The organism is Pseudomonas sp. B329 (genome assembly GCF_023127835.1).
In the GTDB taxonomy this organism is placed as follows: Bacteria; Pseudomonadota; Gammaproteobacteria; order Pseudomonadales; family Pseudomonadaceae; genus Aquipseudomonas; species Aquipseudomonas synxantha_A.
In genome coordinates this window covers 233,608-251,079 of record NZ_SPKP01000011.1, presented here as the reverse complement: position 1 = coordinate 251,079, position 17,472 = coordinate 233,608, and the positions used below count along the sequence as shown (strand labels likewise).

Annotated in this window: 18 protein-coding genes; 12 read left to right on the top strand and 6 right to left on the bottom strand. The window is 60.4% G+C overall.

The window, feature by feature from the left end:
* The first annotated feature begins 140 nt into the window (after window positions 1-140).
* Entirely contained in the window at window positions 141-542 is a 402-nt protein-coding gene (locus E4P00_RS07580; RefSeq protein ID WP_148852759.1) for a transcriptional regulator, read from the top strand.
* A gap of 39 nt (window positions 543-581) precedes the next feature.
* On the opposite strand, the gene E4P00_RS07575 is transcribed toward E4P00_RS07580, so the two are convergent.
* The 3 genes from E4P00_RS07575 to E4P00_RS07565 all read right to left on the bottom strand — a co-directional run bounded on the left by E4P00_RS07575 (window position 582) and on the right by E4P00_RS07565 (window position 2,633).
* Complete coding sequence (locus tag E4P00_RS07575) at window positions 582-1,451, bottom strand: DUF6279 family lipoprotein (protein ID WP_078822002.1); 870 nt, start codon at window positions 1,449-1,451, stop codon at window positions 582-584.
* 66 nt (window positions 1,452-1,517) lie between these two features.
* Window positions 1,518-2,240 carry a TorF family putative porin gene (locus E4P00_RS07570; protein ID WP_248128978.1) on the bottom strand — a complete coding sequence of 241 codons (723 nt, stop codon included), beginning with the start codon at window positions 2,238-2,240 and terminating at the stop codon, window positions 1,518-1,520.
* Window positions 2,241-2,453: 213 nt separating this feature from the next.
* Window positions 2,454-2,633: a hypothetical protein gene (locus tag E4P00_RS07565; protein ID WP_003193095.1), complete on the bottom strand. Its 180-nt coding sequence runs from the start codon at window positions 2,631-2,633 to the stop codon at window positions 2,454-2,456.
* Between the two features lie 322 nt (window positions 2,634-2,955).
* Here E4P00_RS07565 and E4P00_RS07560 point away from each other — a divergent pair, with 322 nt between their 5' ends.
* Complete coding sequence (locus tag E4P00_RS07560; RefSeq protein ID WP_019820451.1) at window positions 2,956-3,792, top strand: S1-like domain-containing RNA-binding protein; 837 nt, start codon at window positions 2,956-2,958, stop codon at window positions 3,790-3,792.
* 112 nt (window positions 3,793-3,904) lie between these two features.
* On the top strand, window positions 3,905-4,303 hold the full coding sequence (locus tag E4P00_RS07555) for a DUF2177 family protein (protein WP_248131070.1): 399 nt from the start codon (window positions 3,905-3,907) through the stop codon (window positions 4,301-4,303).
* Here E4P00_RS07555 and E4P00_RS07550 read toward each other — a convergent pair.
* Window positions 4,247-5,425, bottom strand: coding sequence for an MFS transporter (locus E4P00_RS07550; protein WP_248131068.1), 1,179 nt, complete (start codon window positions 5,423-5,425; stop codon window positions 4,247-4,249). The two genes, E4P00_RS07555 and E4P00_RS07550, sit on opposite strands and share 57 nt — an antisense overlap.
* Window positions 5,426-5,529: 104 nt before the next feature.
* Here E4P00_RS07550 and E4P00_RS07545 point away from each other — a divergent pair, with 104 nt between their 5' ends.
* Both E4P00_RS07545 and E4P00_RS28975 read left to right on the top strand, forming a co-directional pair.
* Window positions 5,530-6,423 carry a LysR family transcriptional regulator gene (locus tag E4P00_RS07545; protein ID WP_032880001.1) on the top strand — a complete coding sequence of 298 codons (894 nt, stop codon included), beginning with the start codon at window positions 5,530-5,532 and terminating at the stop codon, window positions 6,421-6,423.
* 142 nt (window positions 6,424-6,565) lie between these two features.
* A complete protein-coding gene (locus tag E4P00_RS28975; RefSeq protein WP_003193089.1) occupies window positions 6,566-6,688 on the top strand; it encodes a PA1414 family protein in 123 nt (40 codons plus the stop codon).
* Between the two features lie 189 nt (window positions 6,689-6,877).
* Here E4P00_RS28975 and E4P00_RS07540 read toward each other — a convergent pair whose 3' ends face one another.
* Window positions 6,878-8,260, bottom strand: a complete 1,383-nt coding sequence (locus E4P00_RS07540) for a sodium:solute symporter (RefSeq protein ID WP_248131066.1) — start codon at window positions 8,258-8,260, stop codon at window positions 6,878-6,880.
* Window positions 8,261-8,391: 131 nt separating this feature from the next.
* Window positions 8,392-9,342: an agmatinase gene (gene speB / locus E4P00_RS07535; RefSeq protein ID WP_032880005.1), complete on the bottom strand. Its 951-nt coding sequence runs from the start codon at window positions 9,340-9,342 to the stop codon at window positions 8,392-8,394.
* Between the two features lie 149 nt (window positions 9,343-9,491).
* On the opposite strand from speB, the gene E4P00_RS07530 reads away from it, so the two are divergent.
* From E4P00_RS07530 to E4P00_RS07500, 7 genes are all read left to right on the top strand, one after another.
* Entirely contained in the window at window positions 9,492-10,385 is an 894-nt protein-coding gene (locus E4P00_RS07530) for a LysR family transcriptional regulator (RefSeq protein WP_005790200.1), read from the top strand.
* Window positions 10,386-10,392: 7 nt separating this feature from the next.
* The gene (locus E4P00_RS07525) at window positions 10,393-10,998 is read left to right on the top strand and encodes a DTW domain-containing protein (RefSeq protein WP_032880007.1); all 606 of its coding nucleotides are present in this window, start codon (window positions 10,393-10,395) and stop codon (window positions 10,996-10,998) included.
* Between the two features lie 231 nt (window positions 10,999-11,229).
* Window positions 11,230-12,132, top strand: coding sequence for a cysteine synthase CysM (gene cysM, locus E4P00_RS07520; protein ID WP_003193080.1), 903 nt, complete (start codon window positions 11,230-11,232; stop codon window positions 12,130-12,132).
* Window positions 12,132-13,484 (top strand): 23S rRNA (uracil(1939)-C(5))-methyltransferase RlmD, encoded by a 1,353-nt coding sequence (rlmD, locus tag E4P00_RS07515; RefSeq protein ID WP_078821996.1) that lies wholly within the window; start codon window positions 12,132-12,134, stop codon window positions 13,482-13,484. The genes cysM and rlmD overlap by 1 nt, the downstream gene beginning before the upstream one ends.
* A gap of 121 nt (window positions 13,485-13,605) precedes the next feature.
* Window positions 13,606-15,849, top strand: coding sequence for a GTP diphosphokinase (gene relA / locus E4P00_RS07510; RefSeq protein ID WP_032880009.1), 2,244 nt, complete (start codon window positions 13,606-13,608; stop codon window positions 15,847-15,849).
* A 154-nt stretch (window positions 15,850-16,003) separates the two neighbouring features.
* Complete coding sequence (gene mazG, locus E4P00_RS07505) at window positions 16,004-16,837, top strand: nucleoside triphosphate pyrophosphohydrolase (RefSeq protein WP_032880011.1); 834 nt, start codon at window positions 16,004-16,006, stop codon at window positions 16,835-16,837.
* Between the two features lie 25 nt (window positions 16,838-16,862).
* Window positions 16,863-17,408 (top strand): DUF2058 domain-containing protein, encoded by a 546-nt coding sequence (locus tag E4P00_RS07500; RefSeq protein WP_014719402.1) that lies wholly within the window; start codon window positions 16,863-16,865, stop codon window positions 17,406-17,408.
* The last annotated feature ends 64 nt before the right edge of the window (window positions 17,409-17,472 follow it).

Genomic DNA, 17,472 nt, shown 5'->3' with positions numbered 1-17,472 from the left:
GGCGGTATAAGCAGTTGAGGCGGCGAACGTCTGGAAAGTTCAGAGAAATGACGCCCGTCTATCCGGGTGAACGGCCAGTGCCCCCACGTGTCACTACCTATGACGGGCTAATTTTTCATCGGCCTGCAGGAGGAATCAGGATGACGACTTACAACTGGGATCTGATCGAACGTCTGCTGCACGAAGTGCAGAACGGCGAGGGCAGCTTCGCCCCGCGTAAATACGCCGAGCAGGAAGCCGCTGATAAGGCTACGGCTGGCGAGGACACCGGGAACCTGGACGCGCTGAAAAAAACCGCTGCGGACTACGAGGCGTTGTTGTTCAAGCGCGGGTTTATTGAGTCGCGTCCCGAAGAGGAAGGCGGCAATGGTGAAAACTTCATCTTGACCGCGCGCGGTGCAAGCCTGTTGGCGTTGATCGACAGCTCGATTCCTGGCCATGAGCACCCCCGTCAAGTGATGAACGAGCAGGAGGACGCGCTGGAGGAGGCGACCTTCGATCAAGTCTCTTCCAAAGCTGCGATTGCCGGTGGCGCTATCTAACCCCTGAATCCAATGTGGGTGGGAGCCCTGCTCCCCTCCCTATTGATTTGCGCCGGCTTTGAGGCATTTAAGCGCTTTGAAATCGCCTCGTACGCCGTCGATTTTTTGCCTCAGCTTCTGACGTTGTTGCTCGGTGCTCTCAGCCATCAGGTCCACGATCAGACTGCGCGCCGCCGCTTCGGTCTGGGCATAGGCAGCGCGGTATTCAGGCGTCCATAGGCTCTCCCTGTCCACCAGCAAACGTTGCATTTTCTGCGGGAAGTCGGCGTCGTGGCGGTGTTCAACGGCCTCGATAAACTGCGCCTGCCAATGGGCGCGGTTGCCGATCCACGCCTGGTTCTGTTCGCCCAAAGCGTTGGACCACGCCGTTACACGGTTTTGCTGGCTGGCGCTCAGCGGGCCGATCCAGGCATCCAGGCGCTTGCTCATGCGCTGGGCGCGTTCCTTGATCTGCTGGGCCAGCGGCGGTTTGAGGTATTCATCCTGGCGTTTGCGCAGGTCTTTGGCCAGGGCGTCGCTCATGTCCTTGACCTGTTGATCATCCAGACCCTGCAGCAACTGCACGGCGGACGGGGTGATCTCCCGCGCGATCTCGGCAATCGCCTGCTTGGCTTCCACGGTTCGGGTTTGCAGCGCGGCGTCAGTGATTTGCTGGCTGTCGACCATCTGCTGCAGGCGGTCGAGCCAGTCCAGGTAGCCCGGCAATTGCGTGGTGCAATGCCAGGCCAGGTGTTCCTTGAGGGTGTCGTTGAACCAGCTCTTCTGCCCTGCATTCATATCCAGGTAGTCGTTGAGGGTCCAGGGGATGATCACGTCGAGATTACGGTAGGCCAGGCCCACGCGATTGCAGCCGGCGAGCACCAGGCTCAGGGTCAGCAGTACCATCAGGAGTTTGAGCCGGCGCAACATGGGCGAGTCCTTGCACAGATGGGGTTAATGCATGTGAACCTGCGCGGGGTGCGACAGTTCAGCCCATCAATAAAACGGCCGGACGGCCTTCAAGGTCAAGAGGCCGTCGCATTGCGAGTTGTGTCCGGAGTAGGCCGAGCACTCTCCGCCGCTGAGGCTGGAGTCGCTGTAGATCAGATCCAGGTCGATGCCTTTCCAGGCCCGGGAGAATTGCACCGACCAGTCGCTGAAACTGCTGATGGCGCCGTTTTCCACCGACACCGGTGTGCCCAATTGGTGGGTGGTGTATTTCATGCTGACGCCGATACCGAAGGGCTGGGTGCCGCCGAGGTCGGCGAACAGGGTGCTGTCCTGGCGGTCGGGGTCGTTGCTGAAGGACACGCCGAAGCGGTTGCCCAACAGGTTCAGGCCGCCGTAGAACTCCTGGCTGTCGAGGGGGCTGACCTTGGGGTAGCTGTAGTGAATCAAGCCCACTTCATAGCCCAGGGTCTGGTCGAAAGGGCGTTTGAAACCCAGGTAGGAGTCAACTTCGAGATTGTTGGCCGACGACAGGCCCATATTCGGTGAAAACTGGCCGAAATACAGGCCGCTGTCGTGGGTAAGGTCCAGGCCTCCGTGGAACGAGTCACTGCCAGGGGAGGTGGGCTTGACCAGGCCCTGGGCCATGCTACGGCTGGGGGTAGTGCCCAATTTCAGGTCGAAGTCGCCCAGTTCACGCTGAAAAATCTGCGCTTCGGCCAAAGGGCTGGCGATCAGAATGCTGACCAGGAAAATACAGCGTTTAAGCATGCTTCACTCCATGAAAAGCGAGGAGCAGTAACGGATGGGTTCGAGCAGATGCCCGTGCTAGACGTGTGCAAGGATACCGGCGAATGCCAGGCATTGAGGCCCGTTCGTCGATTAGCTTAATATTGAAGGGTGTACGAGGGTGTTTCCAACTCTAGTCCTAGCGCCTTGAAGGCAAGACGCTTAGGGACCAGATGCAGTGCGCGGGTAGGACGATTACTTCTTGCCCAGGCTGATCTGCTTGGACGGGCCGAAAGTCTGGCCGCTCACGCCCTTGGCAATTTGCTGGATTTCGCCGCCGGACTTGAGGAAAGCAGCAATCTGGCTGTTGATCGATTCGCTGGTTTCAACGGCGGGAGCTGGCTTTGCTTTGCTGTTGGATGCTTTTACACGCATGGCGGCCACTAACCTGTAGAGAATTAACTTGGCCAGGCATCGTACAGGAAATACTTGACAATTGCTTGGCAAATATCCCCTGAGAATATAGGCCAGGCAGGGAAAGAGCCCAGGTTTAATGATGAAATAAGCCGCTAACTTACTGTTTTAGCTCGAAACCATGGGTGTGTGCGAGGTTGGCGGCCCGGAAAAATTCAACCGATTGATCAGACGAGCGGGGCGATGCCAGTAGAACGCCATGCCAGCCCGCGATTTTTCAGGCGCGCGCGCGTGCAGGGCCCAACTCGGGTAGAATGCCGCCCACGCAATGAGGGTATTGGAAATGGCTTTAGTCGGGCGCTACAACAGCTTGCAAGTGGTCAAGCACACTAACTTTGGTTTGTACCTCGATGGTGCGCAAGACGGCGAAATCCTCTTGCCTAATCGGTATATCCCTAAAGATATTCCCAGTGAAGATGAAGACTGGCTCAATGTTTTCATTTACTTGGACAGCGATGACAAACTTATCGCCACCACTGAAAAACCCAAAGTTCAAGTCGGCGAATTTGCCAGTTTGAAAGTTGTGGAAGTCAACAGTATCGGGGTGTTCCTCGACTGGGGCCTGCCAAAGGATCTGCTGCTGCCGTATTCGGAAGAAAAGCGCCAGCTGACGGCGGGTGAATATTGCGTGGTGCACGTCTACCTCGACAAGCACACCAAGCGCATCACCGCCACCGCACGTCTTGACCGTTACCTGGACAAGACGCCAGCCAACTACCAGGTGGGCCAGGAAGTCGATCTGTTGGTGGCTGAAGCCACGGACATGGGTTTCAAGGCAATCATCAACAACAAGCACTGGGGCCTGATCCACAAGAACGAAGTGTTCAAGTTCCTGCGCCCGGGCAAGGAAGAAAAAGGCTTCATCAAGGAGATTCGCGCCGATGGCAACATCAGCCTGAGCCTGCAACCGGTCGGCCAGGAAGCGGCCTCCAGCCTCAACTCCAAGATCCTCGCCAAGTTGCGTGACAACAACGGCACCCTGCCGGTCAGCGACAAAAGCGATCCGGCGGTGATCAGCAACTTGTTCGGCGTCAGCAAAGGCAACTTTAAAAAGGCCATTGGTGCGCTCTACAAGCAAGGCCAGATCGTGATTCACGCTGACCGCATTGAACTAAGCTGATCGCGCCTGGCTCTTTGTAGGAGCGAGCGTGCTCGCGAAAATATTCCAGGCGCAGTGTGGCGTTGGATGTACGTTTTTCGCGAGCAAGCTCGCTCCTACAAAGGCTCGTGTCATGTCCAAGAAACCACTCTTCGCCTACCTCGGCACCTTGTTTACCTTCCTGGTCCTCGACGGCCTCTGGCTCGGCGTGTTGATGGGCCCCACCTACAAATCCCTGCTCGGCCCGCTGATGCTTGATCAGCCGCGCCTTTTGCCTGCGGTGTTGTTCTATTTGCTGTATGTCCTCGGTTGTGTGGTGTTCGTGGTCTTGCCCAGTGCCAGTTGGCAACGTGCTGCGCGGTTGGGCGCACTGCTGGGCCTGGTGGCCTATGGCACTTATGATTTGAGCAATTGGGCCACGCTTCAGGGCTGGTCCGCCGGGCTCGCGGTGATGGACATGGCGTGGGGCACCTGTTTAACCGCCCTGTGCTGCACCGTCGGCCACCTGTGTGCACGGCGTGTGCATCGGTAGTTGGCGGTTGATCAAGACCGAGCCTGCCACCAACAACCCGGCACCGGCGACGATCAACGCCGGGTGCAGACCACCACTGAGGTGACTGCTCATCGAGGCCAGTAGCGGACCGCTCAGTTGGCCGATGGCAAAGCTGGCGGTCAGTAGCCCTGTGCTGCGTTGGTAGCCGTTGGGTGCAACCTCGCGCAGGCGCGCCATTACCAGTTGCATGCAGGCCAGGAAGGGCGCGCCGCACAACAACACGCCCAGCGCAAGGCCCCAACTGTTACCGAGCAGGCAGGCGAAGACCCCGGCCGCTTGCAGCCACAAGGTCACCATCAGCCATCGGCGCGTGGTGTCCGGGCTCTTGCGGCGCAGACTTGCCACCACCACACCTACAGCGGCAGCCAGGCCGAAGCAGGGCCAGAACAGATCGGCCTGCCAGGCTCCGTTGAACTGTGCGTTGGCCATCTGCGACAGAAAGGTCGCGGGGATGATGTAGCCCAGGCCGAACAGGAAATAGATCCAGCACAGATGCGCGATGCTGCCGTTGTTGCTTGCACGGGTTTCAGCATGCGCCGTGAGGGTTGGCTTGGGTAAAAAGGGCAGGATCGCCAGCAGCATCACCAGGGCAACGATGCCGTAGACCAGCCACAGCATGGCGGAGCCTTGCCCCAGCAAGTTCGAGCCCAGCGCCAGCAGCCCCGTCAGCGCGATCCCAAGTCCCGGCCCGGCAAATACCAGCGCACCCAGACGCGGCCGGCCGGCGGCGATCGCCAGCGGCTGGCTCAGGCTGGTAATCATCACCAGAGCCCAGGCGCTGGCCACGCCGGTTCCGAAGCGCAACAGCAAGTGCGGCCAGAACCCATGGGCCCAGTACGACGCCAGCGTCAGCAGGACGCAGAGCCACAACCCGCCATAAAGGCGGCCGCGTACATGATGATGGCTGCGAGCAAAGATCGAATCCACCGCGCCCACACAGTAGCCCAAGTAATTGGCGGCCGCGATCAGCCCGGCATCCGCCAGGTCGACCTGACCTTCGCTGAGTAAATGCGGCATTTGCGGGGTCAGGGCGAAGCGGCCAATGCCCATGGCCATCATCAGGGCGATAAAGCTGGCGAGTAAACGAATCTGCGGTGACATGCTTAGGTTTCCTTCAGGAAAGCGAATGACTTGTAGGCTAAGGCGGATTGACTTTCTGTAAAATTGAATAATAGTGAGTAACTTGTTCAGTTTTGGAGAAAGGTATGGAGTTCAGTCAATTGCGGATTTTCCAGGCCGTGGCGGAAGAGGGCTCCATCACCCGCGCCGCTGAACGTTTGCACCGCGTGCCATCGAACTTGTCGACCCGCCTCAAGCAGATGGAGGAGCAACTGGGAGTCGAGCTGTTTGTGCGTGAGCGCCAGCGGTTGCAGCTTTCTCCTGCGGGTAAAGTGCTGCTGGACTACAGCACTCGGCTGCTGGCGCTGCATGACGAAGCTCACAGCGCCGTACAAGGCGGGCAACCGGCTGGTGATTTTGTGCTGGGCAGCATGTACAGCACCGCCGCGGTGCATTTGCCCAAGCTGCTGGCGCGCTATCACAGGACTTACCCCATGGTGAACCTGCAAGTGCAGTCGGCGCCCAGCGGGGAGCTGCTGGAAGGTTTGATTACCGGACGGCTGGACGCAGCGTTTGTGGACGGTCCGCTGACCATCGCGACCCTGGATGGCGTACCGTTGTGCGAAGAGCGCCTGGTATTGATTTGCGAAGCCGATCACCCACCGGTGCGCGGGCCCCAGGACGTTGCCGGGCGATCTGTGTTCACGTTCCGACGCAGCTGCGCCTATCGCACGCGCCTGGAAACCTGGTTTTCCCACGAGCATGTGGCCATGGGGCGGGCTATCGAGATCGAGTCCTATCAAGGGATGCTCGCGTGTGTGATCGCCGGTTCGGGGGTGGCGTTGATGTCGCAATCGATGCTCGACAGCCTGCCAGGCAAGGACAGCGTGTCCGTTCATCCGCTGACCGGGCCTTTTGCCACTGCGACCACCTGGCTGATGTGGCGAAAGGGTATGCTCGGCGCTAACCTCAATGCATGGATCGACCTGCAGCACGAAGGCAGCCCGGCAAGCCTGGCAGATACGCGCGCCATCGCTTGAGCGATTCGTCAGGATTTGGATCAATCCAGTAATAGTTAGTTGTGGTTTCGTTCAAGCATTACCTAGGACTTAGGGCTACTATCTCTGTAGGAAACGGCGACAAAACTCACGCCGACCAGCACTACCCTCAAAGGGGGCAACCATGAAAGAGAAAATCCAAAACTGGCTCCACGATCTTGGCGTTGCGCTGGGCTTGATCGAGCCCCCGCTGCAACCGGTGCCGATCCGCACGGACGATGAGCAGCGCCGGCCCCGTCGCCGCTGAGTATCAGGCCCAAACAATATGGGAAATGTGGGAGCGGACTTGCTCGCGAATACGGTGCATCAGCCGGTAAATGGTTGAATGACACACCGCATTCGCGAGCAAGTCCGCTCCCACAATTATTTTGTGCAGGGCAAAAAAAACGGGTGCGAACACCAACGTCGCACCCGCTGAAGAAATTATCCTAATCGCTCAAGCCGCCCGAGCCGCCACGGTATCCGGTTTGCGCGACAACACACTCACCAGCACAAAACTCACCAGGGCTACCGCCAGGCTGCAGTAAATCGGTGTGTTTGCATCCAACCCATCCTTGAACATAAACACCAGCGCGGTTACGAAACCCAGCGCCATGGACGTGATCGCGCCCGAGGTGGTGGCTCGCTTCCAGAATATCGCGCCAATCAGAGGTACCAACATACCGCCCACCAACAGGTTATAGGCCAGGGTCAGCGCGCTGATCACGTCATTCACCACCAGTGCGATGCCCAATACGGCAACACCGGTCATCAGGGTGAACACGCGGTTGATGCCCAGGCTCGATTGCTTGCCACCGCGCAGCCGTGGCAGCAGGTCTTCGGTCAACACGGTGGACGCAGCGAGCAGGCCGGCGCTGGCGGTGGACATCATCGCCGCCAGGGCAGCCGCAATCACCAGGCCACGAATACCGTCCGGTAACGAGGCTTTGACGATGGCGGCAAAGGCATTGTTGACGTTATCCAGGTCCGGGATCAGCACGTGAGCCGCCATGCCAATCAGGGCGCAGGCCAGGCCGTAGAGAATGCAGTAGAAACCGGCGAAAGTGCCCGCGTACTGGGCGACCTTTTCATCACGGGCGGTGAATACTCGCTGCCAGATATCCTGGCCGATCAGGATGCCGAAGAAGTAGATCATGAAGTAAGTGATGATCGTGTCCCAACCGATCGCGGTAAAGCTGAAGTTCGACGCCGGCAGCTTGGCCACCAGTTCATCCCAGCCGCCGACGCGGTACAGGCAGATCGGCAGCAGGATGAACATCAGGCCGATGGTCTTGATCACAAATTGCACGATATCGGTCAGGGTCAGCGACCACATGCCACCGATGGTTGAATACACCACCACCACACCGCCGCCTACCAGCACCGACATCCAGAACGGCAAGTCGAACAGCACTTGCAATACGGTGCCGATGGCCAGGATCGAGGTCACGCCGATCATCAGTGCATAGGCCAGCATGATCACCGCGCTGGCCTGGCGCGCCATGGGGTTGTAGCGTTTTTCCAGGACCTGGGTCACGGTGAAGATTTTCAGCTTCAGCAGCGGCTTGGCCAGGAACAGGTTCAGCGCAATGATCCCGGCGCCCAGCGCGGCGCACAGCCAGAAACCTGAAATGCCGTGCACATAACCCAAGCGCACGGTGCCGACGGTGGAGGCGCCGCCCAATACCGTGGCGGCCATGGTGCCCATGTACAGCGATGGGCCGAGGTTACGGCCCGCCACCAGATAGTCTTCGTGGGTTTTGGCGCGGCGCATACCGTAGTAGCCAAGCACGAGCATACCGGCGGCGTAGATGAGTACGACGAATAAATCCAAAGCCATGACGGTGATTCTCCGATTATCTTTTTTATGGGCGATCAAGCGGCAGCCGGCTCGGTCAACACGCGAGCGAAGGTCAGGTATATCGTTGGACGGGGATCTGCGCGATCCCCTTGATTGTTATCGTGAAGGCATCAGCGATGCGCGACGCCAGGCAATACGCAGAGCATCTCGTACAGCAAGTTGGCGCCCAGCAGCGAGGTGTTGCCGGTGGTGTCATAGGGCGGCGAAACTTCCACCAGATCACAACCAATCAGGTCCAGGCCCTGGCAGCCACGGATGATCTCGATCGCCTGGATGGTGGTCAGCCCGCCGATTTCCGGGGTGCCGGTGCCGGGTGCCCAGGCGGGATCGATGCCGTCGATATCGAAGCTGAGGTACACCGGGCCGCCGCCGACTTTCTCCCGCACTTGGGCCATCAACGGGGCCAGGGAGTGGTGCCAGCATTCTTCGGCCTGGACCACGCGAAAGCCTTGCTTGCGGCTCCAGTTGAAGTCTTCGGCGGTGTAGCCCTGGGCACGCAGGCCGATCTGCACCACGCGGTCGCAATCGAGCAACCCTTCTTCCACGGCGCGGCGGAAGGTGGTGCCGTGGGCGATTTTTTCGCCGAACATATGGTCGTTGACGTCGGCATGGGCATCGATGTGCACCAGCCCGACCTTGCCGTGTTTCTTGTGGATCGCCCGCAGGATCGGCAGGGTGATGGTGTGGTCGCCGCCCAGGGTCAGGGGGATCACGTCGTGCTCGAGGATTTCATCGTAGGCCTCTTCGATGATGCGCACGGCGTCGAGCAGGTTGAAGGTGTTGATCGCCACGTCGCCGATGTCGGCCACTGACAGTGAGTCGAACGGTGCCGCCCCGGTGGCCATGTTGTAGGGGCGGATCATCACCGACTCGGCGCGGATTTCCCGAGGCCCGAAGCGTGTGCCGGCGCGCAGCGAGGTGCCGATATCCAGGGGCACGCCGATAAAGGCAGCGTCCAGACCCTTGGCCGTTTGCAGGTGGGGAAGACGCATCATGGTGGCGATGCCGGCGAAGCGCGGCATTTCGTTGCCGCCCAGTGGTTGGTGGAAAATCTTGTCCACGGGATTGCCTCATCGTTGTTTTGTTTATTGATGGCCGATTCTGCGAAAAGCCCGGGGCAGGAAGAATCGGCAGGGGCAAATACTTAGTTCAGATTTTTCTAAACTAATGCAGGGAGGTAGACTGCATGCATCCCTGTCCGGAACCGACCATGGCCAACGCCTTGCCCGACCTGAAACTCCTGCGCATCTTCGTCAGCGTCGTGCGCCACCAGGGGTTCGCCAATGCCCAGCACGAACTCAACCTGTCGACGTCGGCCATCAGCACGTATATGAGCCAACTCGAATCCGCGCTGGGCCTGGTGCTGTGCCATCGAGGACGTGGCGGCTTCAGCCTGACCAGCAAAGGCGAGCTGTTTCATCAGGAAACCCTGCGCCTGTTGGGCGAGCTCGAGGGCTTCGAGCAATACGCCGCCGCGCTCAAAGGCGAGTTGCGCGGCACGCTCAAGCTGGGCGTGCTTGATTCCACCGTCAGCGACAAGGCCCTGCCATTCGCCGAAGTGATTGGCGCCTACAGCCTGGAACATCCGGCGGTTCACCTGAATCTGTCGGTGATGAGCCCCTACGAACTGCAACTGGGCGTACAGGACAACCGCCTGGACCTGGCAATCGGTGCGTTCTCCAACCGTATGAGCGGGCTGATCTATATGCCGCTGTACCGCGAACAGCACTGGCTGTATTGCAGCAACCGGCACCCGCTGTTCAGCGAGCGGCGTATTCCCGAACAGGTCATCACTCAGCAACGTATGGTCGGCCGCGGCTACTGGAGCCAGGCCGAACTGGCGCGCCACGGCTTCAAACACAGCGCCGCGACCGTGGAAAGTATGGAAGCGCAGTTGATCCTGGTATTGTCCGGCGCCTACATCGGTTACCTGCCCGAACACTACGCCCAGGCCTGGGCCGACAAGGGTGACCTGCGCGTGTTACTGCCGGCGACCTTCGGCTACCAGGCGCCGTTCTCGATGATCATGCGCCGTGGTCGTAGCCGTGAACCGCTGATCCAGACCTTCCGCGACTTGCTCAAGACCCAGCTTAACCAGGCCTGAAAAAACCATGTCCAGACCCCAATGCCCGCAATGCTTGCGGCCGACCACTCATTGCCTCTGTGCACTGATCCCGACCCTCGACAGCCGCACTCGCGTGTTGCTGTTGCAGCACCCGAGCGAGGTCGGCCATGCGCTCAATACCGCGAGGTTGGCGGCGTTGGGCTTGAATAATGCGCAGTTGGTGGTGGGGGAGGTGTTTGATGATCTGGCGACGTTATTAAACCCGCCTGGTTATCGGGCGCGGCTGTTGTTTCCGGCGGATGACGCCGAGCCGCTGCGCGCTTATGCACCTGACGATCAGCCATTGTTATTGGTGGTTCCCGATGGCACCTGGCGCAAGGCGCGCAAGCTGTTGCACCTCAACCCTTTGCTGGCGGCGTTGCCCCGGGTGACATTGGCCCTAGGCGGCGTTTCCCGCTATCGCTTGCGCAAGGCGCCGGGGCCTGGTGCCTTGTCGACGGTTGAAGCAATCACGCAAGCGTTGCAGGTATTGGAAGCTCCACTATCGTTCGAGCCGCTGCTCAAACCCTTTGAAGCGCTGATCGAAGGGCAGATTGCTGCGATGGGGGATGAGGTATTCCAGAGAAATCATGGTGAAGGGCAGAAGGATTAGCAGGTTTGACGAGGCGCGCCCATCGGGAGCAAGCCCCCTCCCACAGTCGATCGCGTTCCTGCATAAAAATGCGGTCCAATGTGGGAGGGGGCTTGCCCCCGATGGAGCCCTCACAGTCAACACTTTAATGGCTTATGCCTTTAAGCCATAAGCACCGCACTTTGCGTGATATGGCCCGCCGGCCTTTCCCGGTATGATGTCCGCCCCCGCAGTCTGGATTGCGAATACGCCATGACCTTGCAGTACCCCACAATCGCCGATTGCGTCGGCAACACGCCCCTGGTCCGCTTGCAACGCATGGCGGGTGAAACCAGCAATACCCTGTTGCTCAAACTCGAAGGCAACAACCCGGCCGGCTCCGTCAAGGACCGCCCGGCGCTGTCGATGATCGCCCGCGCCGAGTTGCGCGGGCAGATCAAGCCAGGCGACACCCTGATTGAAGCCACCTCGGGTAACACCGGGATCGCCCTGGCCATGGCCGCCGCGATCAAAGGCTACAAGATGGTGCTGATCATGCCCGACAACGGCAGTGCCGAGCGCAAGGCGGCGATGACCGCTTACGGTGCCCAGCTGATCCTGGTCACCCAGGAAGAAGGCATGGAGGGCGCCCGTGACCTCGCCGAGCGTATGGCCGCCGAAGGCCGTGGCGTGGTGCTGGACCAGTTCGCCAACGGTGACAATCCCGAGGCGCACTACACCAGCACCGGCCCGGAAATCTGGCGCCAGACCCAGGGCACCATTACCCATTTCGTCAGTTCCATGGGCACCACCGGCACCATCATGGGCAACTCGCGCTACCTGAAGGAGCAGAACCCTGCGATCCAGATCGTCGGTCTGCAACCGATGGAAGGCGCGGCCATCCCCGGTATCCGCCGCTGGCCCGAAGAGTACTTGCCGAAGATCTACAACGCGACGCGAGTAGACCGCATCATCGACATGGCCCAGCGCGAAGCCGAAGACACTACGCGCCGTCTGGCCCGTGAAGAAGGCATCTTCTGCGGCGTGTCCTCCGGCGGCGCTGTGGCCGGTATGTTGCGCTTGTCCAAAGAAGTGGAAAACGCGGTGATCGTCGCGATCATCTGTGACCGAGGCGACCGCTACCTGTCGACCGGCATCTTCGACGAACCCAACTGATGGCCAAGCACGAGAGAGGCCTGCGCTTCCAGCCGACAGGCGGCAGCCGGGCCCCGCAGATCCCTGTGGGCAAGAAACAGCGCCTGACCATCGAGCGCCTGGCCAATGATGGCCGTGGCATTGTGTTCTTTGAAGGCCGCACCTGGTTTGTGAATGGTGCGCTGGCCGGCGAAGAAGTCGAAGCGCGGGTGTTGGGCGCCCACGGCAAAGTGGTTGAGGCCCGCACCGAGCGGGTGTTCAAGGCCAGTGAGCTACGGCGCCCGGCACCCTGCGCCCACGTTGGCCGCTGCGGCGGTTGCAGCGTGCAGCATCTGCCCCATGACCAGCAACTTGCCTTGAAACAGCGCATGCTCGCCGAGCAGTTGTCGCGGGTGGCAGGTGTCGAACCGCAAGAGTGGGCGCCGCCGTTGAGCGGGCCGGAGTTCGGTTACCGGCGTCGCGCCCGTGTGGCCGTACGTTGGGACGCCAAGGCGAAGAAACTCGAAGTGGGTTTTCGCGCCGTGGCCAGTCAGGACATCGTCGCTATCGACGATTGCCCGGTGCTGGTACAAGCCTTGCAACCGATCATGCAGCGCTTGCCGAATATGCTGCGTCGCCTGAGCAAACCGCAGGCGCTGGGGCATGTGGAGCTGTTCAGTGGTTCGTCCATCGCCGTTTTGCTGCGGCATATGGCACCGCTGTCCGAAGCAGACCTGCTGATCCTTAAAGAATTCTGTACCTTCCATGAGGCCCAATTGTGGCTGCATGGCGAGGGCCAGCCGGAACCTGCCGAGCCCGACCAGGCCCTGGGGTTTCGCCTGGATGCCTGGAATCTGGAACTGGCTTATCGGCCGGGAGATTTTGTGCAGGTCAACGCCGGGGTCAATCAGGCGATGGTTGCCCAGGCATTGGAGTGGCTGGCGCCACAAGCCGACGAACGGGTGTTGGACCTGTTTTGCGGCCTTGGCAACTTCGCCTTGCCGCTGGCGCGCCAGGTGCGCGAAGTGGTGGCGGTAGAGGGTGTGCAGACCATGGTGGACCGTGCGGCACTCAATGCCGCGAGCAACCATTTGCCTAACGTGCAGTTCTTTCAGGCCGACCTGTCTCAGCCTTTGACTGACGCGCCATGGGCCAAACAGGGCTTTTCTGCGGTACTCTTGGACCCACCCCGCGATGGTGCCCAAGAGGTTGTGCGCAAGCTCGCCACCCTTGGAGCCAAGCGCCTGGTGTATGTGTCCTGTAACCCAGCTACGCTGGCGCGGGACACGGTTGAGTTGGTCAAGCAAGGCTACCGGCTAAAGCGTGCCGGGATTCTCGACATGTTTCCGCAGACTGCGCATGTCGAGGCCATGGCGTTATTTGAAGCGGGCTAGGATGCCCGTTTAATCCGACTGGCCTGCGTTCTCCAAGGCCTTGGTACTGCTACGGAGCTCGCAGTAAAAGTCGGCGATGATTTTGGCGCATCAAAGGTGCGTCGTAGGGAAGGTAAGCAAGATGGTACAGGTGAGAGCACACCAGCCGATCAACACCGACGGCAGTATCAATCTCGAGGCATGGCTGGATCATGCCGTCAGTGTCGACCCGGCACTGGACCGTGAAGCCTTGAAAGCAGCCTGCGAGTTCGCTCGTGAGTCTGAGCAGCAAGACAATGCGGCCAAGAACCTGTGGGCCGAAGGCACTTCAAGCTTTCGCACCGGGTTGGAAATCGCCGAGATCCTCGCCGATCTCAAGCTGGATCAGGATTCGCTGATCGCCGCCGTGCTGTATCGCGGCGTGCGCGAGGGGCATATTCCGTTGGCAACCGTTGGCCAGCGCTTCGGCTCGGTGGTGACCAAGCTGATCGACGGCGTGCTGCGCATGGCGGCCATCAGTGCCAGCCTCAGCCCGCGCCAGTCGATGGTGCTGGGCACCCAGGGCCAGGTGGAAAACCTGCGCAAGATGCTGGTGGCGATGGTCGACGACGTGCGCGTCGCCCTGATCAAGCTGGCCGAGCGTACCTGCGCGATCCGTGCGGTGAAGACCGCCGACGACGAAAAGCGCAACCGCGTCGCCCGCGAAGTCTTCGACATCTACGCGCCGCTGGCCCACCGCCTGGGCATCGGCCACATCAAGTGGGAGCTGGAGGACCTGTCCTTTCGCTACCTGGAGCCGGACCAATACAAACAGATCGCCACGTTGCTGCACGAGCGGCGCCTGGATCGCGAGCGCTTTATCAGCGACGTGATGGGCCAGCTGCGTTCCGAGCTGCAGGCAACTGGCGTAGACGCCGACATCAGCGGCCGCGCCAAGCACATCTACTCGATCTGGCGCAAAATGCAGCGCAAGGGCCTGGCCTTCAGCCAGATCTATGACGTGCGGGCGGTGCGCGTGCTGGTGCCGGAAATGCGCGATTGCTACACCGCGCTGGGGATCGTTCACACCCTGTGGCGCCACATCCCCAAGGAGTTCGACGACTACATCGCCAACCCCAAGGAAAATGGCTACCGCTCGCTGCACACCGCGGTGATCGGCCCTGAAGGCAAGGTGCTGGAAGTGCAGATCCGCACCCACGCGATGCACGAGGAGGCCGAGCTGGGCGTGTGCGCGCACTGGCGCTACAAGGGCACCGACGTCAAGGCCGGGTCCAACCAGTACGAAGAGAAAATCTCCTGGCTGCGCCAAGTGCTGGAATGGCACGAAGAACTCGGCGACATCGGCGGGCTGGCCGAACAGCTGCGGGTGGATATCGAGCCGGACCGGGTCTATATCTTCACCCCCGACGGCCATGCCATCGACTTGCCCAAGGGCGCCACGCCGCTGGATTTTGCCTACCGCGTGCACACCGAAATCGGCCATAACTGCCGGGGCGCCAAGATCAACGGGCGCATCGTGCCGCTCAACTACAGCCTGCAAACCGGTGAACAGGTCGAGATCATCACCAGCAAGCACGGCACGCCGAGCCGCGACTGGCTGAACCCGAACCTGGGCTATATCACCACCTCGCGAGCACGGGCGAAGATCGTCCACTGGTTCAAACTTCAAGCGCGCGACCAGAACGTCGCCGCCGGCAAGACCCTGCTCGAACGCGAACTGGCGCGCCTGGGCCTGCCTCAGGTGGACTTCGACAAGCTGGCCGAAAAGGCCAACATGAAGATCGCCGAAGACATGTTCGCCGCCCTCGGTGCCGGTGACCTGCGCCTGGCGCAACTGGTCAACCTGGCCCAGCAACTGGTCGAGCCCGAGCGCGGCAACGAACAGCTGGAACTCATCCCACGCAAGGCCACGGGTTACAAACCGGGCAAGCGTGGCGATATCCAGATCCAGGGCGTGGGCAACCTGATGACGCAAATGGCCGGCTGCTGCCAGCCGTTGCCGGGCGACGCCATTGTTGGCTACATCACCCAGGGCCGTGGCGTGAGCATTCACCGCCAGGACTGCGCCTCGGTGCTGCAACTGGGCGGGCGCGAGCCGGAGCGGATCATCCAGGTCAGTTGGGGGCCGGTGCCGGTGCTCACTTACCCGGTGGACATCATCATCCGTGCCTACGATCGTTCCGGCTTGCTGCGTGACGTCTCGCAAGTGCTGCTCAACGAGCGGATCAACGTGCTGGCGGTCAACACCCGCTCGAACAAAGAGGACAACACGGCGTTGATGTCCCTGACCATCGAGATTCCGGGGTTGGACGCACTGGGACGGTTGCTTGGGAGGATTTCCCAGTTGCCGAATATCATCGAGACGCGGCGCAACCGCACCCCATGAATAGCTGGATGAACGCGAACTGAATTGTGTTAGCTGCTTCATGTGGGAGCTGGCTTGCCTGCGATAGCACCACCTCGGTTTAACTGAAGCACCGAGTCGCGAGCATCGCAGGCAAGCCAGCTCCCACATTGGATTTTCAGCGGAAAGAGATACGATGTATTCACTCGAAGACCTGCTGCACCTGATGAACCGCCTGCGCGACCCGCAATACGGCTGCCCGTGGGACATCAAGCAAACCTACGCGACCATCGTCCCGCACACGCTGGAGGAGGCCTATGAAGTGGCCGACGCCATCGAGCGCGGCGATTTCGATCACCTGCAAGGTGAGCTGGGCGACCTGCTGTTCCAAGTGGTGTATTACAGCCAACTGGCGCGGGAAGAAGGGCGCTTCGAATTTGCCGGCGTGATCGACAGCATCACCCGTAAGTTGATTCGCCGGCATCCTCACGTGTTCCCAACCGGCGACCTGTACGCACCGCTGGATATCCCGCAGTTGAGCGAAGAACAGGTCAAGGAGCGCTGGGAGCAGATCAAAGCTGAGGAGCGCGCAGAAAAGTCCGACGCTCCCGAGCAACTCTCCCTGCTCGATGATGTGCCCACCGCCTTACCTTCGTTGTCCCGTGCGGCCAAGTTGCAAAAGCGCGCCAGCCAGGTCGGTTTCGACTGGCCGGCCGCCTTGCCGGTGGTGGACAACGTGCGTGAAGAGTTGGATGAAGTGCTCGAAGCCATGGCCGATAACGATCCGCAGGCCATTGCCGATGAAGTCGGTGACCTGCTGTTTGCCGCCGTCAACCTGGCCCGTCACCTCAAGGTTGACCCGGAAACCGCACTGCGCGGTGCCAATGCCAAGTTCGAACGACGTTTCCGATTTATCGAACAGGCATTGCGCGATACGCACCAACCCATAGAAGATTGCACCCTCGAAGAGTTGGACGCCCTGTGGGGCGAAGCCAAACGCCAGGAAAAGAATGTGTCCAGCTGCGGTTGAGCAGCTGCCTAAGTGAGTAAGCACCATGAGCCTTTCCCTTCGCGACCAGTTGCTCAAAGCAGGTCTGGTCAACCAAAAGCAGGCCAAGCAGGTCGGCAAAGAGAAGCAGAAGCAGCAGCGTCTGGTCCACAAGGGCCAGGCCGAAGTCGATGATACCCAGGCACGCCTGGCCGCTGAGGCACACGCCGAGAAGGTCAAGCGTGACCAGGAGCTCAACCGCCAGCAGCAGGAAAAAGCCGAGGCCAAGGCGCGTACCGCCCAGGTCAAGCAGTTGATCGAAACCTCGCGCCTGCCCAAGTTGACCACCGAGGACTACTACAACTTTGTCGATGACAAGAAGGTCAAGCGCCTGTCGGTCAACACCTTGATGCGCAACAAGCTGAGCAACGGCTCTCTGGCTATCGTGCACCACGGTGGCGGCTACGAGGTTATCCCGCGTGAAGCGGCGCTCAAGATTCAGGAACGTGCACCGGAGCGCATCGTGCAGCTCAACATCCTCACCGAAAGCCAGGTGCCGGATGAGGATGATCCGTACGCCGCCTACCAGATCCCTGACGATCTGATGTGGTAAGCCGCTAGAAACGACAAACCCCGCCAAAAGGCGGGGTTTGTGTTTTAAGCGTGCAGCGTCAGCC

Excerpts from the sequence above, each read along its gene's own strand:
- E4P00_RS07580 (WP_148852759.1), top strand. The coding sequence starts at position 141 with ATGACGACTTACAACTGGGATCTGATCGAACGTCTGCTGCACGAAGTG.
- E4P00_RS07575 (WP_078822002.1), bottom strand. The coding sequence starts at position 1,451 with ATGTTGCGCCGGCTCAAACTCCTGATGGTACTGCTGACCCTGAGCCTG.
- E4P00_RS07570 (WP_248128978.1), bottom strand. The coding sequence starts at position 2,240 with ATGCTTAAACGCTGTATTTTCCTGGTCAGCATTCTGATCGCCAGCCCT.
- E4P00_RS07565 (WP_003193095.1), bottom strand. The coding sequence starts at position 2,633 with ATGCGTGTAAAAGCATCCAACAGCAAAGCAAAGCCAGCTCCCGCCGTT.
- E4P00_RS07560 (WP_019820451.1), top strand. The coding sequence starts at position 2,956 with ATGGCTTTAGTCGGGCGCTACAACAGCTTGCAAGTGGTCAAGCACACT.
- E4P00_RS07555 (WP_248131070.1), top strand. The coding sequence starts at position 3,905 with ATGTCCAAGAAACCACTCTTCGCCTACCTCGGCACCTTGTTTACCTTC.
- E4P00_RS07550 (WP_248131068.1), bottom strand. The coding sequence starts at position 5,425 with ATGTCACCGCAGATTCGTTTACTCGCCAGCTTTATCGCCCTGATGATG.
- E4P00_RS07545 (WP_032880001.1), top strand. The coding sequence starts at position 5,530 with ATGGAGTTCAGTCAATTGCGGATTTTCCAGGCCGTGGCGGAAGAGGGC.
- E4P00_RS28975 (WP_003193089.1), top strand. The coding sequence starts at position 6,566 with ATGAAAGAGAAAATCCAAAACTGGCTCCACGATCTTGGCGTTGCGCTG.
- E4P00_RS07540 (WP_248131066.1), bottom strand. The coding sequence starts at position 8,260 with ATGGCTTTGGATTTATTCGTCGTACTCATCTACGCCGCCGGTATGCTC.
- E4P00_RS07530 (WP_005790200.1), top strand. The coding sequence starts at position 9,492 with ATGGCCAACGCCTTGCCCGACCTGAAACTCCTGCGCATCTTCGTCAGC.
- E4P00_RS07525 (WP_032880007.1), top strand. The coding sequence starts at position 10,393 with ATGTCCAGACCCCAATGCCCGCAATGCTTGCGGCCGACCACTCATTGC.
- cysM (WP_003193080.1), top strand. The coding sequence starts at position 11,230 with ATGACCTTGCAGTACCCCACAATCGCCGATTGCGTCGGCAACACGCCC.
- rlmD (WP_078821996.1), top strand. The coding sequence starts at position 12,132 with ATGGCCAAGCACGAGAGAGGCCTGCGCTTCCAGCCGACAGGCGGCAGC.
- relA (WP_032880009.1), top strand. The coding sequence starts at position 13,606 with ATGGTACAGGTGAGAGCACACCAGCCGATCAACACCGACGGCAGTATC.
- mazG (WP_032880011.1), top strand. The coding sequence starts at position 16,004 with ATGTATTCACTCGAAGACCTGCTGCACCTGATGAACCGCCTGCGCGAC.
- E4P00_RS07500 (WP_014719402.1), top strand. The coding sequence starts at position 16,863 with ATGAGCCTTTCCCTTCGCGACCAGTTGCTCAAAGCAGGTCTGGTCAAC.